Source organism: Streptomyces sp. Act143 (assembly GCF_003143935.1).
In the GTDB taxonomy this organism is placed as follows: Bacteria; Actinomycetota; Actinomycetes; order Streptomycetales; family Streptomycetaceae; genus Streptomyces.
Genome location: NZ_QFRX01000001.1, coordinates 4,974,100 through 4,994,282, shown reverse-complemented (window position 1 = coordinate 4,994,282; position 20,183 = coordinate 4,974,100). Strand labels below are relative to the sequence as shown.

The window sequence follows — 20,183 nt, the reverse complement described above, 5'->3', positions numbered from 1 at the left end:
CGATGGTAGAGCGGTCACGGCACACGGTGACAGGGGGTTTCCAGAAATTGGCCCCTGGCCTGCACCGTCTCCGCTCAGTCCGTCATGGGGGATCGTCTGCCCGGTGAACGTTCAGATATCCAGCGGAAGTTGCTGGACCAGCAGCTTTCCGGCCATGGTCACGCCGCCGTCCATCGCGATGGCCAGGCCGTCGGCGTAGACGTGCGGTCCCTCGACCACCGGGCCGCCCCCGTCCTCGCCGTCCTCGGAGCCGACTTCGCCCAGCAGATAGGGGATCGGGCTGTGACCGTGAACGATGCGGGTGCCGCCGTAGGTATCGAGCAGGGAACGGACGGCGTCGGCACCGCCCTCGTCGCGGAAGGAGAAGCGCTTGGTGAACTTGCGGAACAGATCCCACACCTCGTCCGCGTCGTTGCGCGTGAGGGTCTCGCGGACCGTGTCGTTGACCGCCTCGATCGAGTCGCCGTAGTCGAGGTAGGCGGTGGTGTCCGAATGGACGAGCAGATGACCGTCGACGGCCTCCATGGCGTCGAGGCGGGCCATCCACTGCAGGTGGTGGTCCTGGAGGCGGTCCATGTCGGTCTTCTGTCCGCCGTTGAGCAGCCAGGCCGCCTGGAAGGTGGCGGTGCCCGCGCCGGAGTTGACGGGAGTGTCGCCGAACCGCTTCGCGCCGAGCAGCAGCAACTCGTGGTTTCCCATGAGGGCCTTGCAGTAGCCGCCGGCCGCGGCGGCCTCGGCGGACAGCCGCATCACCAGGTCGATGACGCCGATGCCGTCCGGACCGCGGTCGGTGAAGTCGCCGAGGAACCACAGCCGGGCGGTACCCGCGCACCAGTTGCCCGCGGAGTCGATGAGGCCCTTCTCCTGGAGGGCGGCGATCAGTTCGTCGAGATAGCCGTGGACGTCCCCGACGACGTACAGCGCGCCGGCTCCGACCTCCGGCTGGGGCGCGGCCACGGGGTCGACGCTCACCTGGAGCGTGTCCCCGCGGTTGATCACCGGCAGGTCGCGCGCGGTGGGCGTGTACCCCTCGGGGTAGTCGGCCTCGTGGGGCGGTACGACGTCGCCGGGGTGCGCGCTGTGGCCGTACGGACCGGTCTCGTGGACGTACGCGGGCACCCGGAAGTCGCGCAACGTCGCCGTCCGCTCCACCTCGGGTCCCTGACCGGCCCCCTGAGTCATCAGACCCCTCCACCATCGCGCCGCATCTGCACCGCTTCGGACTGCCTGGTCGCAGCGGCCCGCGGTGTCGTGGGCCCATCATAGGAATGCGGATCGCGCCATGTGATGACCCAGGGGTGGTGAATCGGCGCAAGAGTCCAGTTCACCGCGGCTTTCGCCCCGATTGGGCAGGGCTTCGGCCACCTGCTGACGGCCCGGCGACGGTCGTGCGACGCCGTCGCTCTACTTCTCCTCCGGCGACCGGGGCGGGCTGACGGTCGTCCGCGGCGCGCGGCGCTGGGACGAGGTGCGCACGATCAGCTCGGTCGGTATCACCTGCTCGACCGGATGGTCCGACTCGACCCCCTCGATGGCATCGATGAGGAGCTGGACCACTGCAGTGCCGATGCGCCGGGGCTTCAGCGAGAGCGTGGTGATGGGCGGCTCGGTGCTGGCGTACACCGTGGATTCGCTGCAGCAGACCAGAAGCAGGTCCTCCGGTACGCGCAGTCCGTAGCGCCGGGCGGCGGCGAGCAGATCGGTGCCGTTGGGATCGAAGAGGCCGTACACGGCGTCGGGCCGGTCGGGCCGGGCCAGCAGCCGGTCGGCGGCCACGGCGCCCGCGCACGGGTCATGCGCCGGGTAGGCCTCGTACACCGGGTCCTGGCCGACGCGTTCGCACCAGCGCAGGTACGCCGTCGTCGACAGATGGGTGTAGGTGTCGGTCGACGTCCCCGTCAGCAGGCCGATGCGGCGGGCGCCGGCGTCGGCCAGGTGGTCGAGGATGCCGAGGACGGCGGCCTCGTGGTCGTTGTCGACCCACGCGGTGACCGGCAGCTCGCCGACCGGACGGCCGTCGGAGACGACCGGCAGCCCTTGCCGGACCAGTTCGCCGACGACCGGGTCCTGGTCGGAGGGGTCGATGACGACCGTGCCGTCCAGGGCGACGTTGGACCACACGTCGTGGCGCGAGGTCGCCGGGAGGATGACGAGCGCGTAGCCGCGGGCGAGCGCGGCCGAGGTGGCGGCCCGGGCCATCTCGGCGAAGTACGCGAACTCGGTGAAGGTGAAAGGTTCATCCCCGTACGTCGTCACGGTCAGGCCGATGAGTCCCGACTTGCCGGTACGGAGGGTTCGGGCCGCTGCCGACGGGCGGTAGCCCAGTCGGTCGGCGACTTCTCGGACATGGCGTCGGGTGGCGTCCGGGAGCCGGCCCTTGCCGTTGAGGGCATCGGAGACGGTCGTGATGGAGACTCCGGCGGCGGCGGCCACGTCTCTGATGCCCGCCCGGCCCGGTCGGCTGCCTCGGCGTGAGGTTTCCGCTCGGCTCACCTGGTGCTTCCCTGCTGCTGTCATGGCGAGCCGATAGTAGGGCTCATGCGGTGGGGTAGTGCGGACGCATATGCACGCGTTGACAGGCACGTTTCTGCAAGGTCATTACCCGTCAATTCCCTTCGAATGAAAGAGAGTTGAACGATCCAATGGCACGACGTGACTTGTCGGCACGCATGAGCCTGCCAAGTCCTCGATGTTTCGAAGAGGTCTCAACTCACCTTCACGAGGGATGCGCGCCACGGCGCGCACCACCGGCGCATAGATATATGTGAGAGCGCCCTGCGATTCGTCTGCCTTCGGGCGGTGATGCCCCTGATGCCAGTGGGGCTCATGAGGTTTGCGATCTCCTGCGTCGCACCTGTACGCACCGGCGCCGAATCCTCATAAGGTGTGGAGTATTGGAAGCCGGCGGCGTGGACGGGGCCGCCGGGGGTCGTGAGGAGGACTGCGGTGAGCGAGACGAGCCCCAAGCTGCGCGCCGAGCTGGAGGGTATCCCCACCTACAAGCCGGGCAAGCCCGCCGCGGCCGACGGCCCGGTCGCCTACAAGCTGTCCTCCAACGAGAACCCCTATCCGCCCCTTCCGGGCGTGATGGAGAGCGTCACGGCGGCGGCCACGTCCTTCAACCGCTACCCGGACATGGCCTGCACGGGCCTGATGAACGAGCTGTCCGAGCGCTTCGGCGTCCCGCTGGCGCACCTGGCCACCGGCACCGGCTCGGTCGGCGTCGCCCAGCAGCTGGTCCAGGCGACATCGGGGCCCGGCGACGAGGTCATCTACGCCTGGCGGTCCTTCGAGGCGTACCCGATCATCACGCAGATCAGCGGCGCGACCTCGGTGCGGGTGCCGCTCACGCCGGGCGATGTGCACGACCTGGATGCGATGGCCGAGGCCATCACCGACCGGACGCGGCTGGTCTTCGTCTGCAACCCCAACAACCCGACCGGCACGGTCGTGCGGCGGGCGGAGCTGGAGCGGTTCCTCGACCGGGTGCCGAGCGATGTGCTCGTCGTCCTCGACGAGGCGTACCGCGAGTTCATCCGCGACGCTGAGGTGCCGGACGGGGTCGAGCTGTACCGCGACCGGCCGAACGTCTGTGTCCTGCGGACCTTCTCCAAGGCGTACGGCCTCGCCGGCCTCCGGGTCGGGTTCGCCATCGCCCATGAGCCGGTGGCGGCGGCGCTGCGCAAGACCGCGGTGCCCTTCGGCGTCAGCCAGCTCGCGCAGGACGCGGCGATCGCCTCGCTGCGCGCGGAGGACGAACTGCTCGGCAGGGTGGGCTCTTTGGTGTGTGAGCGCAACCGGGTCGTCGAGGGGCTGCGTGCTCAGGGCTGGACGGTGCCCGAGACCCAGGCCAACTTCGTGTGGCTGCGGCTGGGGGAGAGCACGGCCGACTTCGCGACGGCGTGCGACCGGCACGGCGTGGTGGTCCGGCCGTTCCCGGGCGAGGGTGTGCGGGTCACGGTCGGGGAGGCCGAGGCGAACGACATCTTCCTGAAGGTGGCGGAAGGGTTCCGTAAGGAGCTCTAGGACAGGCCCTCACCGTCGGCCAGTTCCACACGGACCGGGTCTCCGGCCCGCACCGTGGCGAGCAGCTGAGGGTCGCCGTCCAGGCGGCCCACGACATTGCACGGACTCGCGAGGCGGCACTCGTCGCCCCGCGAGATCGGCGTGGGCCCGTAGGGGAGTGCCAGGGCGTCGCCGTCGGTCCAGAAGGCCACCGTGCCGGGCTCCACGACCTGCTGGGCGTTGGTTTCACGTGGAACCGAGACGCCCGTGTCGAAGTAGACCTCCTGACCCCAGGTATGGGCAGTGGAGGCGAGAGGCAGTGCCTTGACGAGGGCCTGTGCTGTCGGGGTGGCGTCGAGGGTTGCGGTGAGGTGGCCCGAGGGCCAGGAGATCCGTATCTGCATGACCGGCAATTCAACAAGATGTTGAAGTTGCTGCCAAGGGGGTGCTCGCACCCCCACGATGAGTGCCGCACGCCCCCGTGGTGAGTGCCACATGGCCCCATGCGGGACCCCCCTTTCACTGTCGAAAATCAGTGCGTCATAATTGCTTGTGAATGTGAACGCGTTCACAAGCGTGTCCCGGTTGCTCCAGTGATGTGTGTGACATAAGGGGCAAACTGCCGCTGTACCACGGCGACGTAAGGAGACTGACGACGTGGACTTGGCTCTGGCGCCGGAGACACTGGCGCGCTGGCAGTTCGGCATCACCACCGTCTACCACTTCCTCTTCGTCCCCCTGACGATCTCGCTCGCCGCTCTCACGGCCGGCCTGCAGACCGCCTGGGTGCGCACGGAGAAGGAGAAGTACCTCAGAGCGACGAAGTTCTGGGGCAAGCTCTTCCTGATCAACATCGCGATGGGCGTGGTCACCGGCATCGTGCAGGAGTTCCAGTTCGGTATGAACTGGTCCGACTACTCGCGCTTCGTCGGTGACATCTTCGGTGCCCCGCTCGCCTTCGAGGCCCTGATCGCCTTCTTCTTCGAGTCGACCTTCATCGGGCTGTGGATCTTCGGCTGGGACAAGCTGCCGAAGAAGATCCACCTGGCCTGCATCTGGATGGTCTCGATCGGCACGATCCTGTCGGCGTACTTCATCCTCGCGGCCAACTCGTGGATGCAGCACCCCGTCGGCTACAAGATCAACGAGGCGAAGGGGAGGGCCGAGCTCACCGACTTCTGGGCGGTGCTGACGCAGAACACCGCGCTCGCCCAGGCCTTCCACACCCTGACCGCGGCGTTCCTGACCGGTGGCGCCTTCATGGTCGGCATCTCCGCCTTCCACCTGCTGCGCAAGAAGCACATCAGCGACATGAAGACCTCGCTGCGGCTCGGTCTGGTCACGGTCATCGTCGGCGGTCTTCTCACGGCGATCAGCGGCGACACCCTCGGCAAGATCATGTACGACCAGCAGCCGATGAAGATGGCCGCTGCCGAAGCGCTCTGGGACGGCGAGAAGCCCGCCCCCTTCTCGATCTTCGCCGTCGGTGACGTCGACAAGGGCCACAACAGGGTGGCCATAGAGATTCCGGGCCTGCTGTCCTTCCTGGCCAAGGACGACTTCAGCTCGTACGTCCCCGGCATCAACGACGTCAACAAGACGGAGCAGCAGAAGTACGGGCCGGGCGACTACCGGCCCAACATCCCCGTCGCCTACTGGGGCTTCCGGTGGATGATCGGCTTCGGCATGGCATCGCTCGCGATCGGCGTGCTCGGGCTGTGGCTGACCCGCAAGAAGTTCATGCTGCCGCAGCATCTGCGGGTGGCCGACGACGAGGTGCCGCATCTGGTGCTGCTGCCCAGGGCCAAGAAGGCCCTCGGCCCAAAGCTCACCAAGTGGTACTGGCGCATCGCCGTCCTCACCATGGGCTTCCCGCTGATCGCCAACTCCTGGGGCTGGATCTTCACCGAGATGGGCCGTCAGCCGTGGGTCGTCTACGGCGTCCTGCAGACCCGCGACGCGGTCTCCCCCGGTGTCTCCCAGGGTGAGGTCCTCACCTCGATGATCGTCTTCACCACGCTGTACGCCATCCTCGCCGTCGTCGAGGTGAAGCTGCTCGTGAAGTACGTCAAGGCCGGGCCGCCCGAGCTCACCGAGGCCGACCTCAACCCGCCCACGAAGATCGGCGGCGACACCCGTGACGCCGACAAGCCGATGGCCTTCTCGTACTAGGCCGAGGGAGATCGAGTCATGGAACTTCACGACGTCTGGTTCGTGCTGATCGCCGTCCTGTGGACCGGCTACTTCTTCCTCGAGGGCTTCGACTTCGGGGTCGGCATCCTCACCAAGCTGCTGGCCCGGAACCGGCCCGAGAAGCGGGTGCTGATCAACACCATCGGCCCCGTCTGGGACGGCAACGAGGTCTGGCTGCTCACGGCGGGCGGCGCGACCTTCGCCGCCTTCCCCGAGTGGTACGCCACGCTCTTCTCCGGCTTCTACCTGCCGCTGCTGATCATCCTGGTCTGCTTGATCGTCCGCGGTGTCGCCTTCGAGTACCGGGCGAAGCGGCCCGAGGAGAACTGGCAGCGCAACTGGGAGACCGCGATCTTCTGGACCTCGCTCATCCCCGCATTCCTGTGGGGCGTCGCCTTCGGCAACATCGTGCGGGGCGTGAAGATCGACAAGAACCTCGAGTACGTCGGCGACTTCTGGGACCTGCTCAACCCGTACGCCCTCCTCGGTGGCCTGGTGACGCTCACGCTCTTCACCTTCCACGGGGCGGTGTTCACGGCACTCAAGACCGTCGGGGACATCCGGGAGCGGTCACGGAAGCTGGCGCTCCAAGTCGGGCTCGTCACGGCCGTGTTCGCGCTGATCTTCCTGCTGTGGACGCAGGTCGACAGCGGTGACGGCAAGAGTCTGGTCGCGCTGATCGTGGCCGTCGCCGCCCTGGTCGCCGCACTGGTGGCCAATCAGGCCGGGCGCGAGGGCTGGTCGTTCGCACTGTCCGGCGTCACCATCGTGGCTGCCGTGGCGATGCTCTTCCTGTCGCTCTTCCCGAACGTCATGCCGTCCTCGCTCAATGAGGACTGGAGTCTGACGGTCACCAACGCCTCGTCGAGCCCGTACACCCTGAAGATCATGACCTGGTGTGCGGCGATCGCCACCCCGATCGTGCTGCTCTACCAGGGCTGGACCTACTGGGTGTTCCGTAAGCGGATCGGCACGCAGCACATCGCGCCGGACGCTGCCGCCGGAGCCGTGCACTGAATTCCGCGTGGGGCATGTTTCACGTGAAACATGCCCCTTGGGTCCGTTGTGGGCCTTGATGTCCCTTGAGAAGAGGGTGTGTTTCACGTGAAACCGATCGACCCGCGTCTCCTCCGATACGCCCGCGCCACCCGTCTGTTCATGGTCGCGGTCGTCGGCCTGGGCGTCGTCGGAGCAGCGCTGGTCATCGCGCAGGCGATGCTCATCGCCGAGGTGGTGGTCGGTGCCTTCCAGCACGGCCGGTCGGTCGGTGAACTCGGCACCCCGCTGCTGCTGTTGGCGGCGGTCGCCTGCGGGCGTGCCCTGGCCTCCTGGCTCACCGAACTGGCCGCCCATCGGGCGAGCGCGGCGGTGAAGTCCGAACTGCGGGGGCGATTGCTGGAGCGGGCCGCGGGGCTGGGGCCGGGGTGGTTGAGCGGACAGCGGACCGGCTCGCTGGTCGCGCTCGCCACCCGAGGTGTAGACGCCCTCGACGACTACTTCTCGCGCTACCTCCCGCAGCTGGGGCTGGCGGTGGTCGTGCCGGTGGCGGTGCTGGCGCGGGTGGTCACCGAGGACTGGGTCTCGGCGGCCATCATCGTGGGCACGCTGCCGCTCATCCCGATCTTCATGGTGCTCATCGGCTGGGCCACGCAGGCCCGGATGGACCGTCAATGGCAGCTGCTGTCCCGGCTGTCCGGGCACTTCCTCGACGTCGTCGCCGGGCTGCCCACCTTGAAGGTGTTCGGCCGGGCCAAGGCGCAGGCCGATTCGATCAAGCGCATCACCGGCGAGTACCGGCAGGCGACCATGCGCACCTTGCGGATCGCCTTCATCTCGTCCTTCGCCCTGGAACTGCTCGCCACGCTGTCGGTGGCGCTGGTCGCCGTGACGATCGGCATGCGGCTCGTGCACGGCGAGATGGACCTGTACGACGGGCTGGTCATCCTTGTGCTGGCGCCCGAGGCGTATCTGCCGCTGCGGCAGGTCGGGGCGCAGTACCACGCGGCGGCGGAAGGGCTGGCCGCCGCGGAGGAGATCTTCGAGGTGCTGGAGACACCTGTGCCGGCGGCGGGCACGGCTGCCGTGCCGGCTGGTGTGCTGGCCTTCGAGGGCGTCACCGTCCGCTTCCCGGGACGGTCCGGTGATGCAGTCCACGACGTGTCCTTCGCCGTCGAGCCCGGGGAGACGGTCGCGCTCGTCGGCCCGAGCGGGGCGGGCAAGTCGACGCTGCTGAACGTACTGCTGGGGTTCGTGCCGCCCGCTGCGGGGCGGGTGCGGGTCGGGGAAGTCGATCTGGCCGAGGCCGACCTGGACCAGTGGCGGTCACAGGTCGCCTGGGTGCCGCAACGGCCGCAGCTGTTCGCCGGGACGATCGCGGAGAACGTCCGGCTGGCGCGGCCCGCTGCGGACGACGCCGCGGTACGGCGGGCACTCGCGGACGCGGGGGCCCTGGAGTTCGTCGACGCGCTGCCGCAGGGCGCCGACACCGTGCTCGGCGAGGACGGGGCCGGGCTGTCCGCCGGACAGCGACAGCGGCTCGCACTGGCCCGTGCCTTCCTCGCGGACCGGCCCGTGCTGCTGCTCGACGAGCCGACGGCCGCGCTCGACGGGGCCACGGAGGCCGAGGTCGTCGCGGCGGTGCGCAGGCTGGCGGTGGGCCGGACCGTGCTCCTCGTCGTGCACCGGCCGGCGCTGCTGGGGGTGGCGGACCGGGTGGTGCGGCTGGCGGAGCCCATGCTGCCCACGTCTACCGGAGCCGAGCTGCCGGAGGCTGCGGACCCCGTACGGCCCGCGGCTGCCGAGGCTGCGGACCCCGTACGGCCCGCGGCTGCCGAGGCTGCGCTCCCCGCTCCCGCCGCGGCCGGGACGGTCCACGCTCCGCGGCAGGCCGAATCGGGGACGCCTCAGGCCGCCGAGGCCGCGCATCACCAAGCGGGGCCGGCAACCGCACGCCGTGGTGTCCTCGCCCGTGTCCGTGCCATGTCCGGCCCCCGGCGCGGCCGGCTCGCACTCGCCCTGCTGCTCGGGAGCCTCGCTCTCGGCAGCGCGGTCGGGCTGATGGCGACCTCCGGGTGGCTGATCTCGCGAGCCTCGCAGCAGCCGCCGGTGCTCTATCTGATGGTCGCCGTGACGGCGACGCGGGCCTTCGGCATCGGGCGGGCCGTCTTCCGCTACGCCGAGCGGCTCGTGTCGCACGACGCCGTACTGCGGATGCTGGCCGACACCCGGGTCGCCGTGTACCGGCGCCTGGAGCGGCTGGCGCCGGCGGGGCTGCGGCGGACCCGCCGGGGCGACCTGCTGTCGCGGCTCGTCGCCGACGTCGACGCCCTCCAGGATTACTGGCTGCGCTGGCTGCTCCCCGCCGGCGCGGCGCTGACGGTGTCGGCCGCGGCCGTCGGCTTCACCGCCTGGCTGCTGCCCGAGGCCGGTGCCGCCCTCGCTGCCGGACTGCTGGCGGCCGGGGTCGGCGTGCCGCTGATCACCGGCGCGGTCGCCCGGCGTGCTGAACGGAGGCTGGCGCCGGCGCGCGGCGAGCTGGCGACGCGGGTGACCGACCTGCTCACCGGCACCGCCGAACTGAGCGTCGCCGGCGCCCTCCCCGCGCGTAGCGCCGAGGCCCGCGAGGCCGACGGGGTGCTCGCGCGGATCGCCTCGCGGGGCGCCACCGCCACCGCGCTCGGCGACGGGCTGACCGCGCTCATCTCCGGTCTCACGGTCGCCGCGACCGCGCTCGCGGGTGTCCAGGCGGTCGCCGACGGACGGCTGGGCGGCGTGGCCATGGCCGTCGTCGTCCTCACTCCGCTGGCCGCCTTCGAGGCCGTCCTCGGCCTCCCGCTCGCCGTGCAGTACCGCCAGCGCGTCCGCAAGAGCGCGGAGCGGGTCTACGAGGTGCTGGACGCCCCGGAACCCGTACGGGAGCCGGAGCGGCCGTGCGAGGCGCCCGCGGCGCCGTTCCCGGTCGTCGTGAGGGGGCTGTCCGCCCGGTACGCCGGGCAGGAGCGGGACGCCCTCGCGGGTGTCGACCTGACCGTCACCGAGGGCCGCCGGATCGCCGTCGTGGGCCCGTCCGGGTCGGGCAAGACGACGCTCGCGCAGGTGCTGCTGCGGTTCCTGGACGCGGACGCCGGTGCGTACACGCTGGGCGGCGTGGACGCGTACGCCCTGGGCGGGGACGACGTACGGCGGCTGGTCGGACTGTGTGCCCAGGACGCGCACCTCTTCGACAGCTCGCTGCGGGAGAACCTGCTGCTCGCGAAGAAGGACGCCACCGAGGCTGACCTCCGTGACGCCCTGCGCCGGGCCCGGCTGCTGGACTGGGCCGACGGACTGCCCGCCGGGCTCGACACGCTGGTAGGCGAGCACGGGGCGCGGCTTTCCGGAGGCCAGCGGCAGCGGCTGGCGCTGGCCCGGGCGCTGCTCGCCGACTTCCCCGTCCTCGTGCTGGACGAGCCCGCCGAGCACCTGGACCTGCCCACCGCCGACGCGCTCACCGCCGATCTGCTGGCCGCCACCCAGGGCCGTACGACGCTGCTCATCACGCACCGGCTCGCCGGGCTGGAGGCGGTGGACGAGATCGTCGTCCTCGACGAGGGCCGGGTCGTGCAGCGGGGCTCCTATGCCGAGCTGGCGGCCGTGCCGGGGCCGCTGCGGGAAATGGTGGACCGGGAGGCGGAGTCGGAGGCGCTGGTGCTCACGGCGTGAGCGGATGCCGGACCCGCCGGTCGGCGGTCACTGGGAGCGCAACGCCCCGCAGCAACTCGACTTTCCCCCGCAAACAGGACTAATTACGCTCGGCTCATGTCCGAGGCACCGTCCCCCGCTCCCCCGCCCCCGACGCTGTCGGCCGAGCTGACCGCGCGGGTTCCGCAGCTGCTGGAGGCCATGCGGTCCGTCGGCAGCGGTCTGGAGCTGCACTCCACGCTGGACCGGATCTGCGAGACCGCGGCGGAGCTGGCGGACGCCCGCTACGCGGCCATCGGGGTCATCGACGAGGACGGCCGGGGGCTGGCGGATTTCGTCTACCACGGCGTCGACGAGGCGACCGCCCGCCGTATCGGTCGGCTGCCGGACGGGCACCGGGGCCTGCTCGGCGCGCTCATCCGCGACCCCGAACCGGTGCGGCTGGCGGATCTGACGGCCGATCCGCGCTCCTGCGGCTTCCCCGAACACCACCCGCCGATGCGCGGTTTCCTGGGGCTGCCGATCCGCGTCCAGGGCGAGATCTTCGGGAACCTGTATCTGACGGAGAAGCGCGGCGGGGAGCCGTTCAACGACTACGACCTGAACATGGTCAGGGTGCTGGCCACGGAGGCCGGGATCGCGATCGGCAACGCCCGGCTGTACGAGGCGGCCCAGCAGCGTGAGCGCTGGATCGACGGGTCGGTCGCCGTCACCACCGCCCTGCTGTCGGGCGGCGACGCCGACGACGCCCTCCAGGTCGTCGCCGAGCAGGCCCGCCGGCTGTCGGGCTCGACGGCCGGGATCGTGCTGCTGCCCGCCGACGAGGGTGGCCTGGAGATCGCCGCCGTGGCCGCCGACGAGCCGTCGGCCCTGCTGGGCGCGGTCGTCCCGCCGGAGAGCGGGATCGTCGCCGAGCTGCTCGACGGACAGGCGGTGTTCCTGGAGGACGCGGCCGGTGACCCCCGCGTGATCACCGCGCTGGCGCACGGCTACGGGCCCACCATGCTGGTGCCGCTGCACAGCGACGGCCGGATTCTGGGCGCCCTGGTCACCCCGCGGGCGCGGGGGGAGCGGCCGTTCACGCAGACCGAGCGCACGCTGGCGATCCAGTTCGCCGCGCAGGCCGCGCTCGCGCTGATGATGGCCGACGCGCAGCGCGACCGGGAGCGGCTCGCGGTCTACGAGGACCGCGACCGCATCGCCCGTGACCTGCACGATCTCGTCATCCAGCGGCTGTTCGCCACCGGCATGATGCTGGAGAGCGCACAACGCAGGTCGGTCGTGCCGGACGTGCGCGAGGGCGTCGGCAACGCCGTCGACGAGCTCGACGTCACCATCCAGGAGATCCGCACCGCGATCTTCGCGCTCCAGCAGGGTCCGGCCGAGGCGCCCTCAGGGCTGCGTACGCGCGTGCTGCGGGAGATCAACACGGCCGCCGTGCCCCTCGGCTTCAAGCCCTCGTACCGCTTCGTCGGCCCGGTCGACGCGCTGGTCGGCGACCTCACCGGCAAGAACCTCGTCGCGGCCCTGCGGGAGGCCCTGTCCAATGCCTTCCGGCACGCCCAGGCGTCCCGTATCGACGTGGTCGTCGACGCCGACGTCACCCTGCCGGACGGGCGCAAGGGTGTCCGGCTCACGGTCGCGGACGACGGTGTGGGCATCCCGGAGGGCGGGCGGCGCAGCGGCCTGAACAACCTCAAGCGGCGCGCGGAGTCCCTCGGCGGCGACAGCAGGCACGGGCCGGGCATCGGCGAGGACGGGGGCGGTACGACGGTGGTGTGGGAGGCGCCGCTCGAACAGCAGCACCGGGACGGAACATGACAGGCCGTCAACCCGTGACAGCCGTACGTCCCGCTCACATGACGTGACGTCACTCCGCATCCTGGCAGGGGCCGTTCAGTCGTACGACTGCGCCATCCGGGGACCGCTGTCCCCCGGCCGTACGACTTGAACAGGACCGCCTGTGCGTGCTCGGGTCAGGATCGCTGGCATGCGACCGTCCCGCCGCCACCCGTTGCTCGTCCCGGCTCTGCTGTGCGCTCTCGCCGTGCTGGCGGCCCGTCCGACCGACGCCTCGGAGAAGAAGGCGACCGGTGACGGTGGCACGGACGCCGGGATCAGCGCGCAGGTGGCCCGGTTGTACGAGGACGCGGCGGTGGCGACGCAGCAGTACGAGGCCGGGCGCCAGGAGGCCGAGGTGCAGCGGGCGACGGCGCAACGGCTGGAGACGCTGCTCGACCGGGAGCGGCGGGACATCGCCGTCCTGCACGAGGACCTGGGCCGGATCGCGCGCGCCCAGTACCGCAACGGGGGCGAGCTTCCGATCACCGCGCAGATCATCCTCGCGGGCAGCCCGGAGGAGTTGATGCGCGGTCAGCAGGTGTTCTCCCAGGCGAATCTGGCCGTGGACAACGCCATCGAGAAGAGCCGGCGGGCGGAGGCGAAGCTCGCGGCGGACGAGGCGAAGGCCGCATCGGCATGGCAGACGCTGGAGACGCGCAACGTCGAGCTGGCGGAGCTGAAGAACGGGATCGAGCAGAAACTTCAAGAGGCGCGTCAGCAGTTGCAGGGCCAGGCGGACGCCTCGGTCGCGGCCGGCTCCTGCCGCGGCGCCGTCCGGCTCGATCAGCCCGCGGTGCAGGTCACGGGCGCCTGGGTGACCCCGGTGGAGACGTACGAGCTGTCCGCGGGCTTCGGCAGCGGCGGCTCCCGGTGGGCGAACCGGCACACCGGGCAGGACTTCGCGGTGCCGATCGGCACGCCGGTGCGGGCGGTCGGCGCGGGCCGGGTGGTGAAGGTGTCCTGCGGGGGCGCCTTCGGCATCGAGATCGTGATCGAGCACGCGGGCGGCTACTACACGCAGTACGCCCACCTCGCCGCCGTCACCGTCGACCAGGGCGACCGAGTGGCGCCGGGGCAGTGGATCGGCCAGTCCGGCACCACCGGCAACTCCACCGGCCCGCACCTGCACTTCGAGGTGCGGGTCACACCGGAACTGGGCTCGGGCGTGGACCCGGTGCCGTGGCTGGCGGCACGGGGAGTACCGCTCGGCTGACCCCGCCCGGGCGCTACGCCAGGTCGTCCTCGCGCTGGGCCAGCAGTCGCTCGATGACGACCGCGACGCCGTCCTCGTTGTTGTCGACCGTCCGGCCCGAGGCCGCGGCGAGCACATCGGGGTGCGCGTTGCCCATGGCGTACGACCGGCCCGCCCAGGTGAGCATCTCGACGTCGTTCGGCATGTCCCCGAACGCGACGACCTCCTCGTGGGAGATGCCGCGCTCGGCGCAGCACAGGGCGAGGGTGCTGGCCTTGGAGACACCCGGGCCGCTGATCTCCAGCAGGGCGCTGGGGCTGGAACGGGTGACGTTGGCGATGCCGCCGAGGGCGAGCCGGGCGAGGGTGAGGAAGGCGTCCGGGTCCAGCGTGGGATGGAAGGCGAGGATCTTCAGGACCGGCTCACCGGCCCCGGGCCCGTCCTGCGACAGCAGCTTCTCGGCGGGCTGGAGTTCGTCGGGGATCTCCATGTGCAGCTTCGGGTAGTCCGGCTCCTGGTGGAAGCCGTACGTCTGCTCGACCGCGTACACCGTGCCGGGCGCCGCGTCCCGCAGCAGTCGTACGGCGTCCAGCGCGTTCTCCCGGGCCAGCTCGCGCACCTTCACGAACCGGTGGGCGCCGGGGCCGCCATGCAGGTCGACGACGGCGGCGCCGTTTCCGCAGATCGCCAGGCCGTGACCGTGGACGTGGTCGCTGACGACATTCATCCAGCGAGCGGGGCGGCCGGTGACGAAGAACACCTCGATGCCGGCCTCCTCGGCGGCGGCGAGCGCCGCGACCGTGCGTGGGGAGACCGACTTGTCGTCGCGCAGCAGCGTGCCGTCGAGGTCGGTGGCTATCAGGCGCGGGGGGACGGCGGCGGCCGGGGTCTCGGGCTGTCGAGTCGCTGAGGTCACCCGGCCATTCTCCCGCATATGCCCGCACGACCGTGCGGGAGCCTGCACATGTGAGTGATTACAGACTCTCAGCTGCATCATCACGCACGGTGGTCTCACCGCAGCTGTGCCGGGGCCTCCATGGCGATCTGCTCGAAGATCTTCTCGTCGGCGGCGAAGTCCGAGTCCGGGATGGGCCAGTGGATCACGATCTCGGTGAAGCCCAGCTCCCGGTGACGCCCCGCGAAGTCCACGAACGCGTCGAGCGACTCCAGTGGACGGCCGCGGTCCGGGGTGAATCCGGTCAGCAGGATCTTGTCGAGTTCGTTGGTGTCCCGCCCGATTTCGGCGCACGCGTCGGCCAGCTTCTCGGCCTGGCCGCGAATGGCTTGAATCGACTGTTCAGAAGTGCCCTTCTCGTACAGCTTGGGGTCGCCGGTGGTCACCCACGCCTGCCCGTACCGGGCGGCGAGCCGCAGACCGCGCGGACCGGTGGCCGCGACCGCGAAGGGCAGCCGGGGCCGCTGCACACAGCCGGGGATGTTGCGGGCCTCGTGCGCCGAGTAGAAGTCACCCTCGTACGACACCCCACTGGGCCCGTCCTCGGTCAGCAGCCGGTCCAGCAACCGCACGAACTCCGCGAACCGGTCGGCCCGCTCGCGCGGCGTCCACGGCTCCTGGCCGAGGGCGGTGGCGTCGAAGCCGGTGCCGCCCGCGCCGATGCCGAGCGTGACGCGGCCGCCGCAGATGTCGTCGAGGGAGATCAGCTCCTTGGCGAGGGTCACCGGGTGCCGGAAGTTCGGCGAGGTCACCAGCGTGCCCAGGCGCATCCGGTCGGTGACGGCCGCGGCGGCGGTCAGCGTCGGTACGGCACCGAACCACGGGCCGTTGCGGAAGCTCCGCCAGGACAGATGATCGTAGGTGTACGCCGTGTGGAAGCCGAGCTGCTCCGCCCGTTGCCATGCCTCACGGCTCCCCTCGGACCAACGGCGGTACGGGAGGATCACGGTGCTCAGGCGCAGGCTCATGTTTCGAGCGTATGCGGCCGAACGGGTTTCACGTGAAACAGTGACCCGCGGTCACGGTCCGACCGACTCGTCGTCACGGTCCGACCGACTCGTCGTCACGGCTCGACCGGCCCGCAGTCACGGCCGAGCGTTCCCGCGTCCCCGTGCGCGGCCGCTCAGCCACGGGCTCAGGCCGACCAGGATGAACTCCTTGTGCACCCGGTCGCCCGGCAACGGCACCATCAGGAAGTTGCCCGGAGGGAAGCGCCGGCTCTTGACCCAGGCGTGCCCCTCGTAGAGGGAGCGAAGGAAAGCGGGCACGTCGTCGCGGGCGATGTCGGGGCATTCGACGCCGTCCACGGTGATCAGGGCATCGTCGTCCGCGTAGAGCCGTACATCCACCCGGGGCCGGCCGCCGAGCTCGACGTAGGCCTCGTGAGGCAGGGAGCCGTCCGGGTCCGCGGTGACGCCGACGCCCGCGGCGGTGCGGCGGGAGGTCTGGTCGGCCCCGATGTCGTGGGTCACCTCGATCGCGAGCGCATATTCGGAGGCGAGCGCGCGGAGTGCGGTGACGGCGGCCTCGGTGGTGGGGAGATGATCCATGTCGCCGATCATGCCGGGGTCTGTCTCCGGGGTAGGTGGAAGGGGTCAGTGGGACTCGGGAAACCGCAGGTATGCAGGCGGTACGGTCCGGGTCAGCCATACCCCGTTCGCGCTGACGTGGAAGACATGGCCGTCGCGGTGCATGGCGCCGGCGTCGACCGAGAGCACGACGGGGCGGCCGCGCCGGGCGCCCACCCGAGTCGCGGTCTCGCGGTCGGCGGAGAGGTGCACGTCGTGCCGGTTCATGGGACGCAGCCCCTCGGCGCGGATCGCGTCCAGGCTGCGGGCCACGGTGCCGTGGTAGAGGTACGGCGGTGGCGTCGCCGGGGGGAGGCCCAGGTCGACGTCGATGCTGTGGCCCTGGCTGGCGCGGATGCGGGGGCCTTCCACGGCGAAGCGCTTCTTGTCGTTGGCGGCGACCACGTGGTCCAGCTCTTCCCGGGTGAAGCGGAACCCGTGTGCCGCCGCCGCCGCGATCAACGTGTCGATCTCGACCCAGCCGCCCTCGTCGAGCGTGATCCCGATGCGTTCCGGTTGGTGACGCAAGTGCTTCGAGAGGTATTTCGACACCTTCACGGTGCGTCGTTCGTCCATGCTCCTCAGCGTGACGGGGGAGATGTGAATCACGCGAATGATTTTGCTCCGGATGTTTGATCCACAATCAAGTCCAGTTATCCACAGGCCAGTTGGAGTTTCTGTGGACAACTCCCCGTCATGTCAGCCCTTTTCGTCAAGATCGTCAGGGGGCCGCCTCATTGACGTGAGCGCGTCCAATGCCCTTGCCCGTACCTCCCGTTCAGCCGCCAGCGCCACGAACTCGGCGGCCCTCGTCTCGCCAACCAGCCCTTCCACAGCCCGCATCGTCTCCTCGGGCAAAGCCACGGAACGTGCCGCAAGCGGTTGTGGCGACTCCTCGTCCGTGCCGAGGTGCTTTCTCAGCTGCCGCACCGCCAACAGGCGCATTGCGCGCGCTAGTTCCGCGTCCACCGTCTGCTGCGCGAGCGGCCGCAGACGCCGAACGAGAGATGCTGCCTCGGCCGCCTCGGCGTCGCTCGGACGGTGCGGTCCGTCGAGGTAGCGGGCGAAGACGTGCTCGGTGGTGAACTCCAGGAAACGAGCGGCGATGTGCTCGACCTGCCCCCTCAACTCCCGCAGGTGCCCTGAGATCGCGGACAGCGGAACGCCTGCCGCGGCCAACTCCACCGCGACAGCCAGTTCTTGAGGGCTCGGAACGAGGAAGGAGTCCGCGTCGCCGGGCACCGGCTCCAGCACGCCGAGCTCCACGGCGTCGGCGATCGCCGCGTCGTCGGGACTGCCGCCGAACCGTTCGTCGAGTTCCGTGCGCGAGATGCGTACCGCCTCCTCGTCGCTCCACGGACCGTCGATCTCGGCGACCAGCCCGAGCACCCCGCCGAGCCCACGGCCGCTGTCCCAGGCCTCCAGCAGTTCCTTGATGGACGCCAGGGTGTAGCCGCGGTCGAGGAGGTCGGCGATCTGGTGAAGGCGAGCGAGATGGGCGTCCGCGTACACGTTGGCACGGCCACGCCGCTCGGGGCGGGGCAGCAGGCCGCGGTCCTGGTAGGCGCGGATGGTGCGGACGCTGGCGCCGCTGCGGTGGGCGAGGTCCTCGATCCGGTATGCGGCGCCGGAAGCGGCGGTGACGCCTGCCCCGGCGCCGGAAGCGGCGCTGGCACCGGTGCTGGCACCGGCGTCGGCGGTCACGCGGTCGCCCTTGCTGCCGGTGGCTCTGGCGGACAGGTGGCCGCCGCGCTCGACGCGCCTTCTGGCAGCAGCAGATGTGACACGTCGAAGACGCGCGTCGCGGTCGGCTCACCGGGCAGCGGGCGCCGGGGTGTACGCGGCCGGTCGAGAGGAACCCGGCGCGAGGTGGCAACTGGCCGGTCGAGAGGGACTCGGCGCGAGTCGCCCGCCAGCCGGTCGAAACGCCCCCCGCGCGGAGCGGCCCCCGGCCGGTCGAAGCACCCCCCGCGCGAGCCGCCCCCCGCCCTCACAGCGGTGGTTCCAGGCGGGCGATGGCCCGCAGTGCGCGGGGCGTGAAGCGGGACATCAGGTGGGCGCCGCGTGCCTCGGGCGTCACCGGTACCACCGCCTCGTTGCGCATGACCGCCCGCAGGATCGCGTCGGCGACCTTCTCCGGCGGGTAGTTGCGCAGCCCGTACAGTCGCGCGGTCCGTTTCTGGCGCCGCTTCTCCTGCGCGCCGTCGACACCGGCGAAGCGCGCGGTCGAGGTGATGTTGGTGTTGACGAAGCCCGGGCAGATGGCGCTGACGCCGATGCCCTGTCCGGCCAGTTCCGCGCGCAGGCACTCGCTGAGCATGAGCACCGCCGCCTTGGAGGTGCTGTAGGCGGGCAGCGCCTTGGAGGGCTGGTACGCCGCGGCGGACGCGGTGTTGACGATGTGGCCGCCTTGGCCGCGTTCGGCCATCTGCCTGCCGAAGAGCCGGCAGCCGTGGATGACGCCCCACAGGTTGACGTCGAGGACCTTCTTCCAGTCGTCGGGGGTGGTGTCGAAGAAGGAGCCGGACAGGCCGATGCCCGCGTTGTTGACGAGCACGTCCAGCACGCCGTACTCGGCGGCGACCTTGTCGGCGAGCTTCTCCATGGCCTGTTCGTCGGAGACGTCGGCGGTCTCCGCCCAGGCCTCGGGCGCCCCCAGCAGGCGGGACATCTCGGCGGTGCGGGCGGCGCCCTCCGCGTCCCGGTCGACGGCGATCACGCGCGCGCCCGACTCGGCGAAGGCGTACGCGGTGGCCCGCCCGATGCCGCTGCCCGCGCCGGTGACCAGCACCAGCTGGCCGCCGAATCGGTCGGCGTACTTCCCGCCCGGCGTGGTGACGGTCCTGCCGCCTTCGTTGGCTGTCACGAACTCTCCGATCCAGGCTGCCAGTTGGTCGGGCCGGGACCGGGGTATCCAGTGCCGGGCCGGGAGCGTGCGCCGCGTCAACTGCGGCACCCACTGCTCCAGTTCGTCGTAGAGCCGCTCGGACAGGAAGGCGTCGCCGAGCGGCGTGATGAGCTGCACGGGCGCGTGCGCATAGGCGTCCGAGCGGGGGCGGCGCAGTCGTGCCCGTACGTTGTCCCGGTACAGCCAGGCTCCGTTGGCCGCGTCCGTCGGGAGGGACGAGGTGGGGTAGCCGTCGCCGGGGACCCGTTCCACGCGTTCCAGGAGGCGCGGCCAGACCTTTCCCAGCGGGCCGCGCCAGGCGAGTTCGGGCAGCACGGGCGTGTGCAGCGCGTACACGTACCAGGACTTGGCACCCTGGCCGAGGAGCTGGCCGAAGCGGCGCGGGGTGGGGCGTCGCAGGCGGCTGCTGATCCAGTGCCCGAAGTGGTCGAGGGACGGCCCGGACATCGAGGTGAAGGACGCGATGCGGCCCTCGGTACGGGCCACCGTGGCGAACTCCCAGGACTGCACCGAACCCCAGTCGTGCCCGACCAGGTGCACCGGCCGGTGTGGGCTGACCGCGTCCACCACCGCCAGGAAGTCGTCCGTCAGCTTCTCCAGGGTGAAGCCGCCCCGCAGCGGTCGCGGTGCCGTGGAGCGGCCGTGGCCCCGGACGTCGTAGAGCACGACGTGGAAGCGGTCGGCCAGCCGGGTGGCGACCTGGGTCCAGACTTCCTTGCTGTCGGGGTAGCCGTGCACCAGGACCACGGTCGGCTGCCCGGGCTCACCCAGTTCGGCGACGCACAGCTCGACACCGCCGGTCCGCACCCAGCGCTCGCGCGCGTTCTCGAGAACCATTCC

Annotated in this window: 15 protein-coding genes; 6 read left to right on the top strand and 9 right to left on the bottom strand. The window is 70.7% G+C overall.

Annotated features, from left to right (window positions below; genetic code table 11):
* Positions 1 to 111: 111 nt before the first annotated feature.
* Together DI272_RS22575 and DI272_RS22570 are read right to left on the bottom strand one after the other, a co-directional pair.
* Complete coding sequence (locus tag DI272_RS22575) at positions 112 to 1,182, bottom strand: metallophosphoesterase (protein ID WP_109497109.1); 1,071 nt, start codon at positions 1,180 to 1,182, stop codon at positions 112 to 114.
* Between the two features lie 222 nt (positions 1,183 to 1,404).
* Positions 1,405 to 2,517, bottom strand: coding sequence for a LacI family DNA-binding transcriptional regulator (locus DI272_RS22570; RefSeq protein ID WP_109497108.1), 1,113 nt, complete (start codon positions 2,515 to 2,517; stop codon positions 1,405 to 1,407).
* 429 nt (positions 2,518 to 2,946) lie between these two features.
* Here DI272_RS22570 and hisC point away from each other — a divergent pair, with 429 nt between their 5' ends.
* Positions 2,947 to 4,026 (top strand): histidinol-phosphate transaminase, encoded by a 1,080-nt coding sequence (hisC, locus tag DI272_RS22565; protein WP_109497107.1) that lies wholly within the window; start codon positions 2,947 to 2,949, stop codon positions 4,024 to 4,026.
* Here hisC and DI272_RS22560 read toward each other — a convergent pair.
* Positions 4,023 to 4,409: a cyclophilin-like fold protein gene (locus DI272_RS22560; RefSeq protein WP_109497106.1), complete on the bottom strand. Its 387-nt coding sequence runs from the start codon at positions 4,407 to 4,409 to the stop codon at positions 4,023 to 4,025. The genes hisC and DI272_RS22560 overlap by 4 nt on opposite strands.
* Positions 4,410 to 4,662: 253 nt before the next feature.
* Between DI272_RS22560 and DI272_RS22555 the strand changes: the two genes are divergently transcribed.
* The 5 genes from DI272_RS22555 to DI272_RS22535 all read left to right on the top strand — a co-directional run bounded on the left by DI272_RS22555 (position 4,663) and on the right by DI272_RS22535 (position 13,933).
* Positions 4,663 to 6,177: a cytochrome ubiquinol oxidase subunit I gene (locus tag DI272_RS22555; protein WP_109497105.1), complete on the top strand. Its 1,515-nt coding sequence runs from the start codon at positions 4,663 to 4,665 to the stop codon at positions 6,175 to 6,177.
* 18 nt (positions 6,178 to 6,195) lie between these two features.
* Positions 6,196 to 7,215 carry a cytochrome d ubiquinol oxidase subunit II gene (cydB, locus tag DI272_RS22550; RefSeq protein WP_109497104.1) on the top strand — a complete coding sequence of 340 codons (1,020 nt, stop codon included), beginning with the start codon at positions 6,196 to 6,198 and terminating at the stop codon, positions 7,213 to 7,215.
* A gap of 87 nt (positions 7,216 to 7,302) precedes the next feature.
* Positions 7,303 to 10,899 (top strand): thiol reductant ABC exporter subunit CydD, encoded by a 3,597-nt coding sequence (gene cydD, locus DI272_RS22545; RefSeq protein WP_109500980.1) that lies wholly within the window; start codon positions 7,303 to 7,305, stop codon positions 10,897 to 10,899.
* 96 nt (positions 10,900 to 10,995) lie between these two features.
* Positions 10,996 to 12,699, top strand: coding sequence for a GAF domain-containing sensor histidine kinase (locus tag DI272_RS22540; protein WP_109497103.1), 1,704 nt, complete (start codon positions 10,996 to 10,998; stop codon positions 12,697 to 12,699).
* 169 nt (positions 12,700 to 12,868) lie between these two features.
* Positions 12,869 to 13,933, top strand: a complete 1,065-nt coding sequence (locus DI272_RS22535) for a M23 family metallopeptidase (RefSeq protein WP_109497102.1) — start codon at positions 12,869 to 12,871, stop codon at positions 13,931 to 13,933.
* Between the two features lie 13 nt (positions 13,934 to 13,946).
* Here the strand turns inward: DI272_RS22535 and DI272_RS22530 are convergent, their stop codons facing one another.
* The 6 genes from DI272_RS22530 to DI272_RS22505 form a co-directional block, all read right to left on the bottom strand.
* Entirely contained in the window at positions 13,947 to 14,828 is an 882-nt protein-coding gene (locus DI272_RS22530) for a Cof-type HAD-IIB family hydrolase (protein WP_109497101.1), read from the bottom strand.
* A gap of 95 nt (positions 14,829 to 14,923) precedes the next feature.
* Positions 14,924 to 15,835 (bottom strand): LLM class flavin-dependent oxidoreductase, encoded by a 912-nt coding sequence (locus tag DI272_RS22525; RefSeq protein WP_109497100.1) that lies wholly within the window; start codon positions 15,833 to 15,835, stop codon positions 14,924 to 14,926.
* A gap of 117 nt (positions 15,836 to 15,952) precedes the next feature.
* Positions 15,953 to 16,417, bottom strand: coding sequence for a hypothetical protein (locus tag DI272_RS22520; protein ID WP_109500979.1), 465 nt, complete (start codon positions 16,415 to 16,417; stop codon positions 15,953 to 15,955).
* A 45-nt stretch (positions 16,418 to 16,462) separates the two neighbouring features.
* A complete protein-coding gene (locus DI272_RS22515) occupies positions 16,463 to 17,011 on the bottom strand; it encodes an RNA 2'-phosphotransferase (RefSeq protein WP_109497099.1) in 549 nt (182 codons plus the stop codon).
* A 123-nt stretch (positions 17,012 to 17,134) separates the two neighbouring features.
* Positions 17,135 to 18,049 (bottom strand): MerR family transcriptional regulator, encoded by a 915-nt coding sequence (locus DI272_RS22510; protein WP_258314896.1) that lies wholly within the window; start codon positions 18,047 to 18,049, stop codon positions 17,135 to 17,137.
* A 376-nt stretch (positions 18,050 to 18,425) separates the two neighbouring features.
* Positions 18,426 to 20,180, bottom strand: coding sequence for an SDR family oxidoreductase (locus DI272_RS22505; RefSeq protein WP_109497097.1), 1,755 nt, complete (start codon positions 20,178 to 20,180; stop codon positions 18,426 to 18,428).
* Between the last annotated feature and the right edge of the window lie 3 nt (positions 20,181 to 20,183).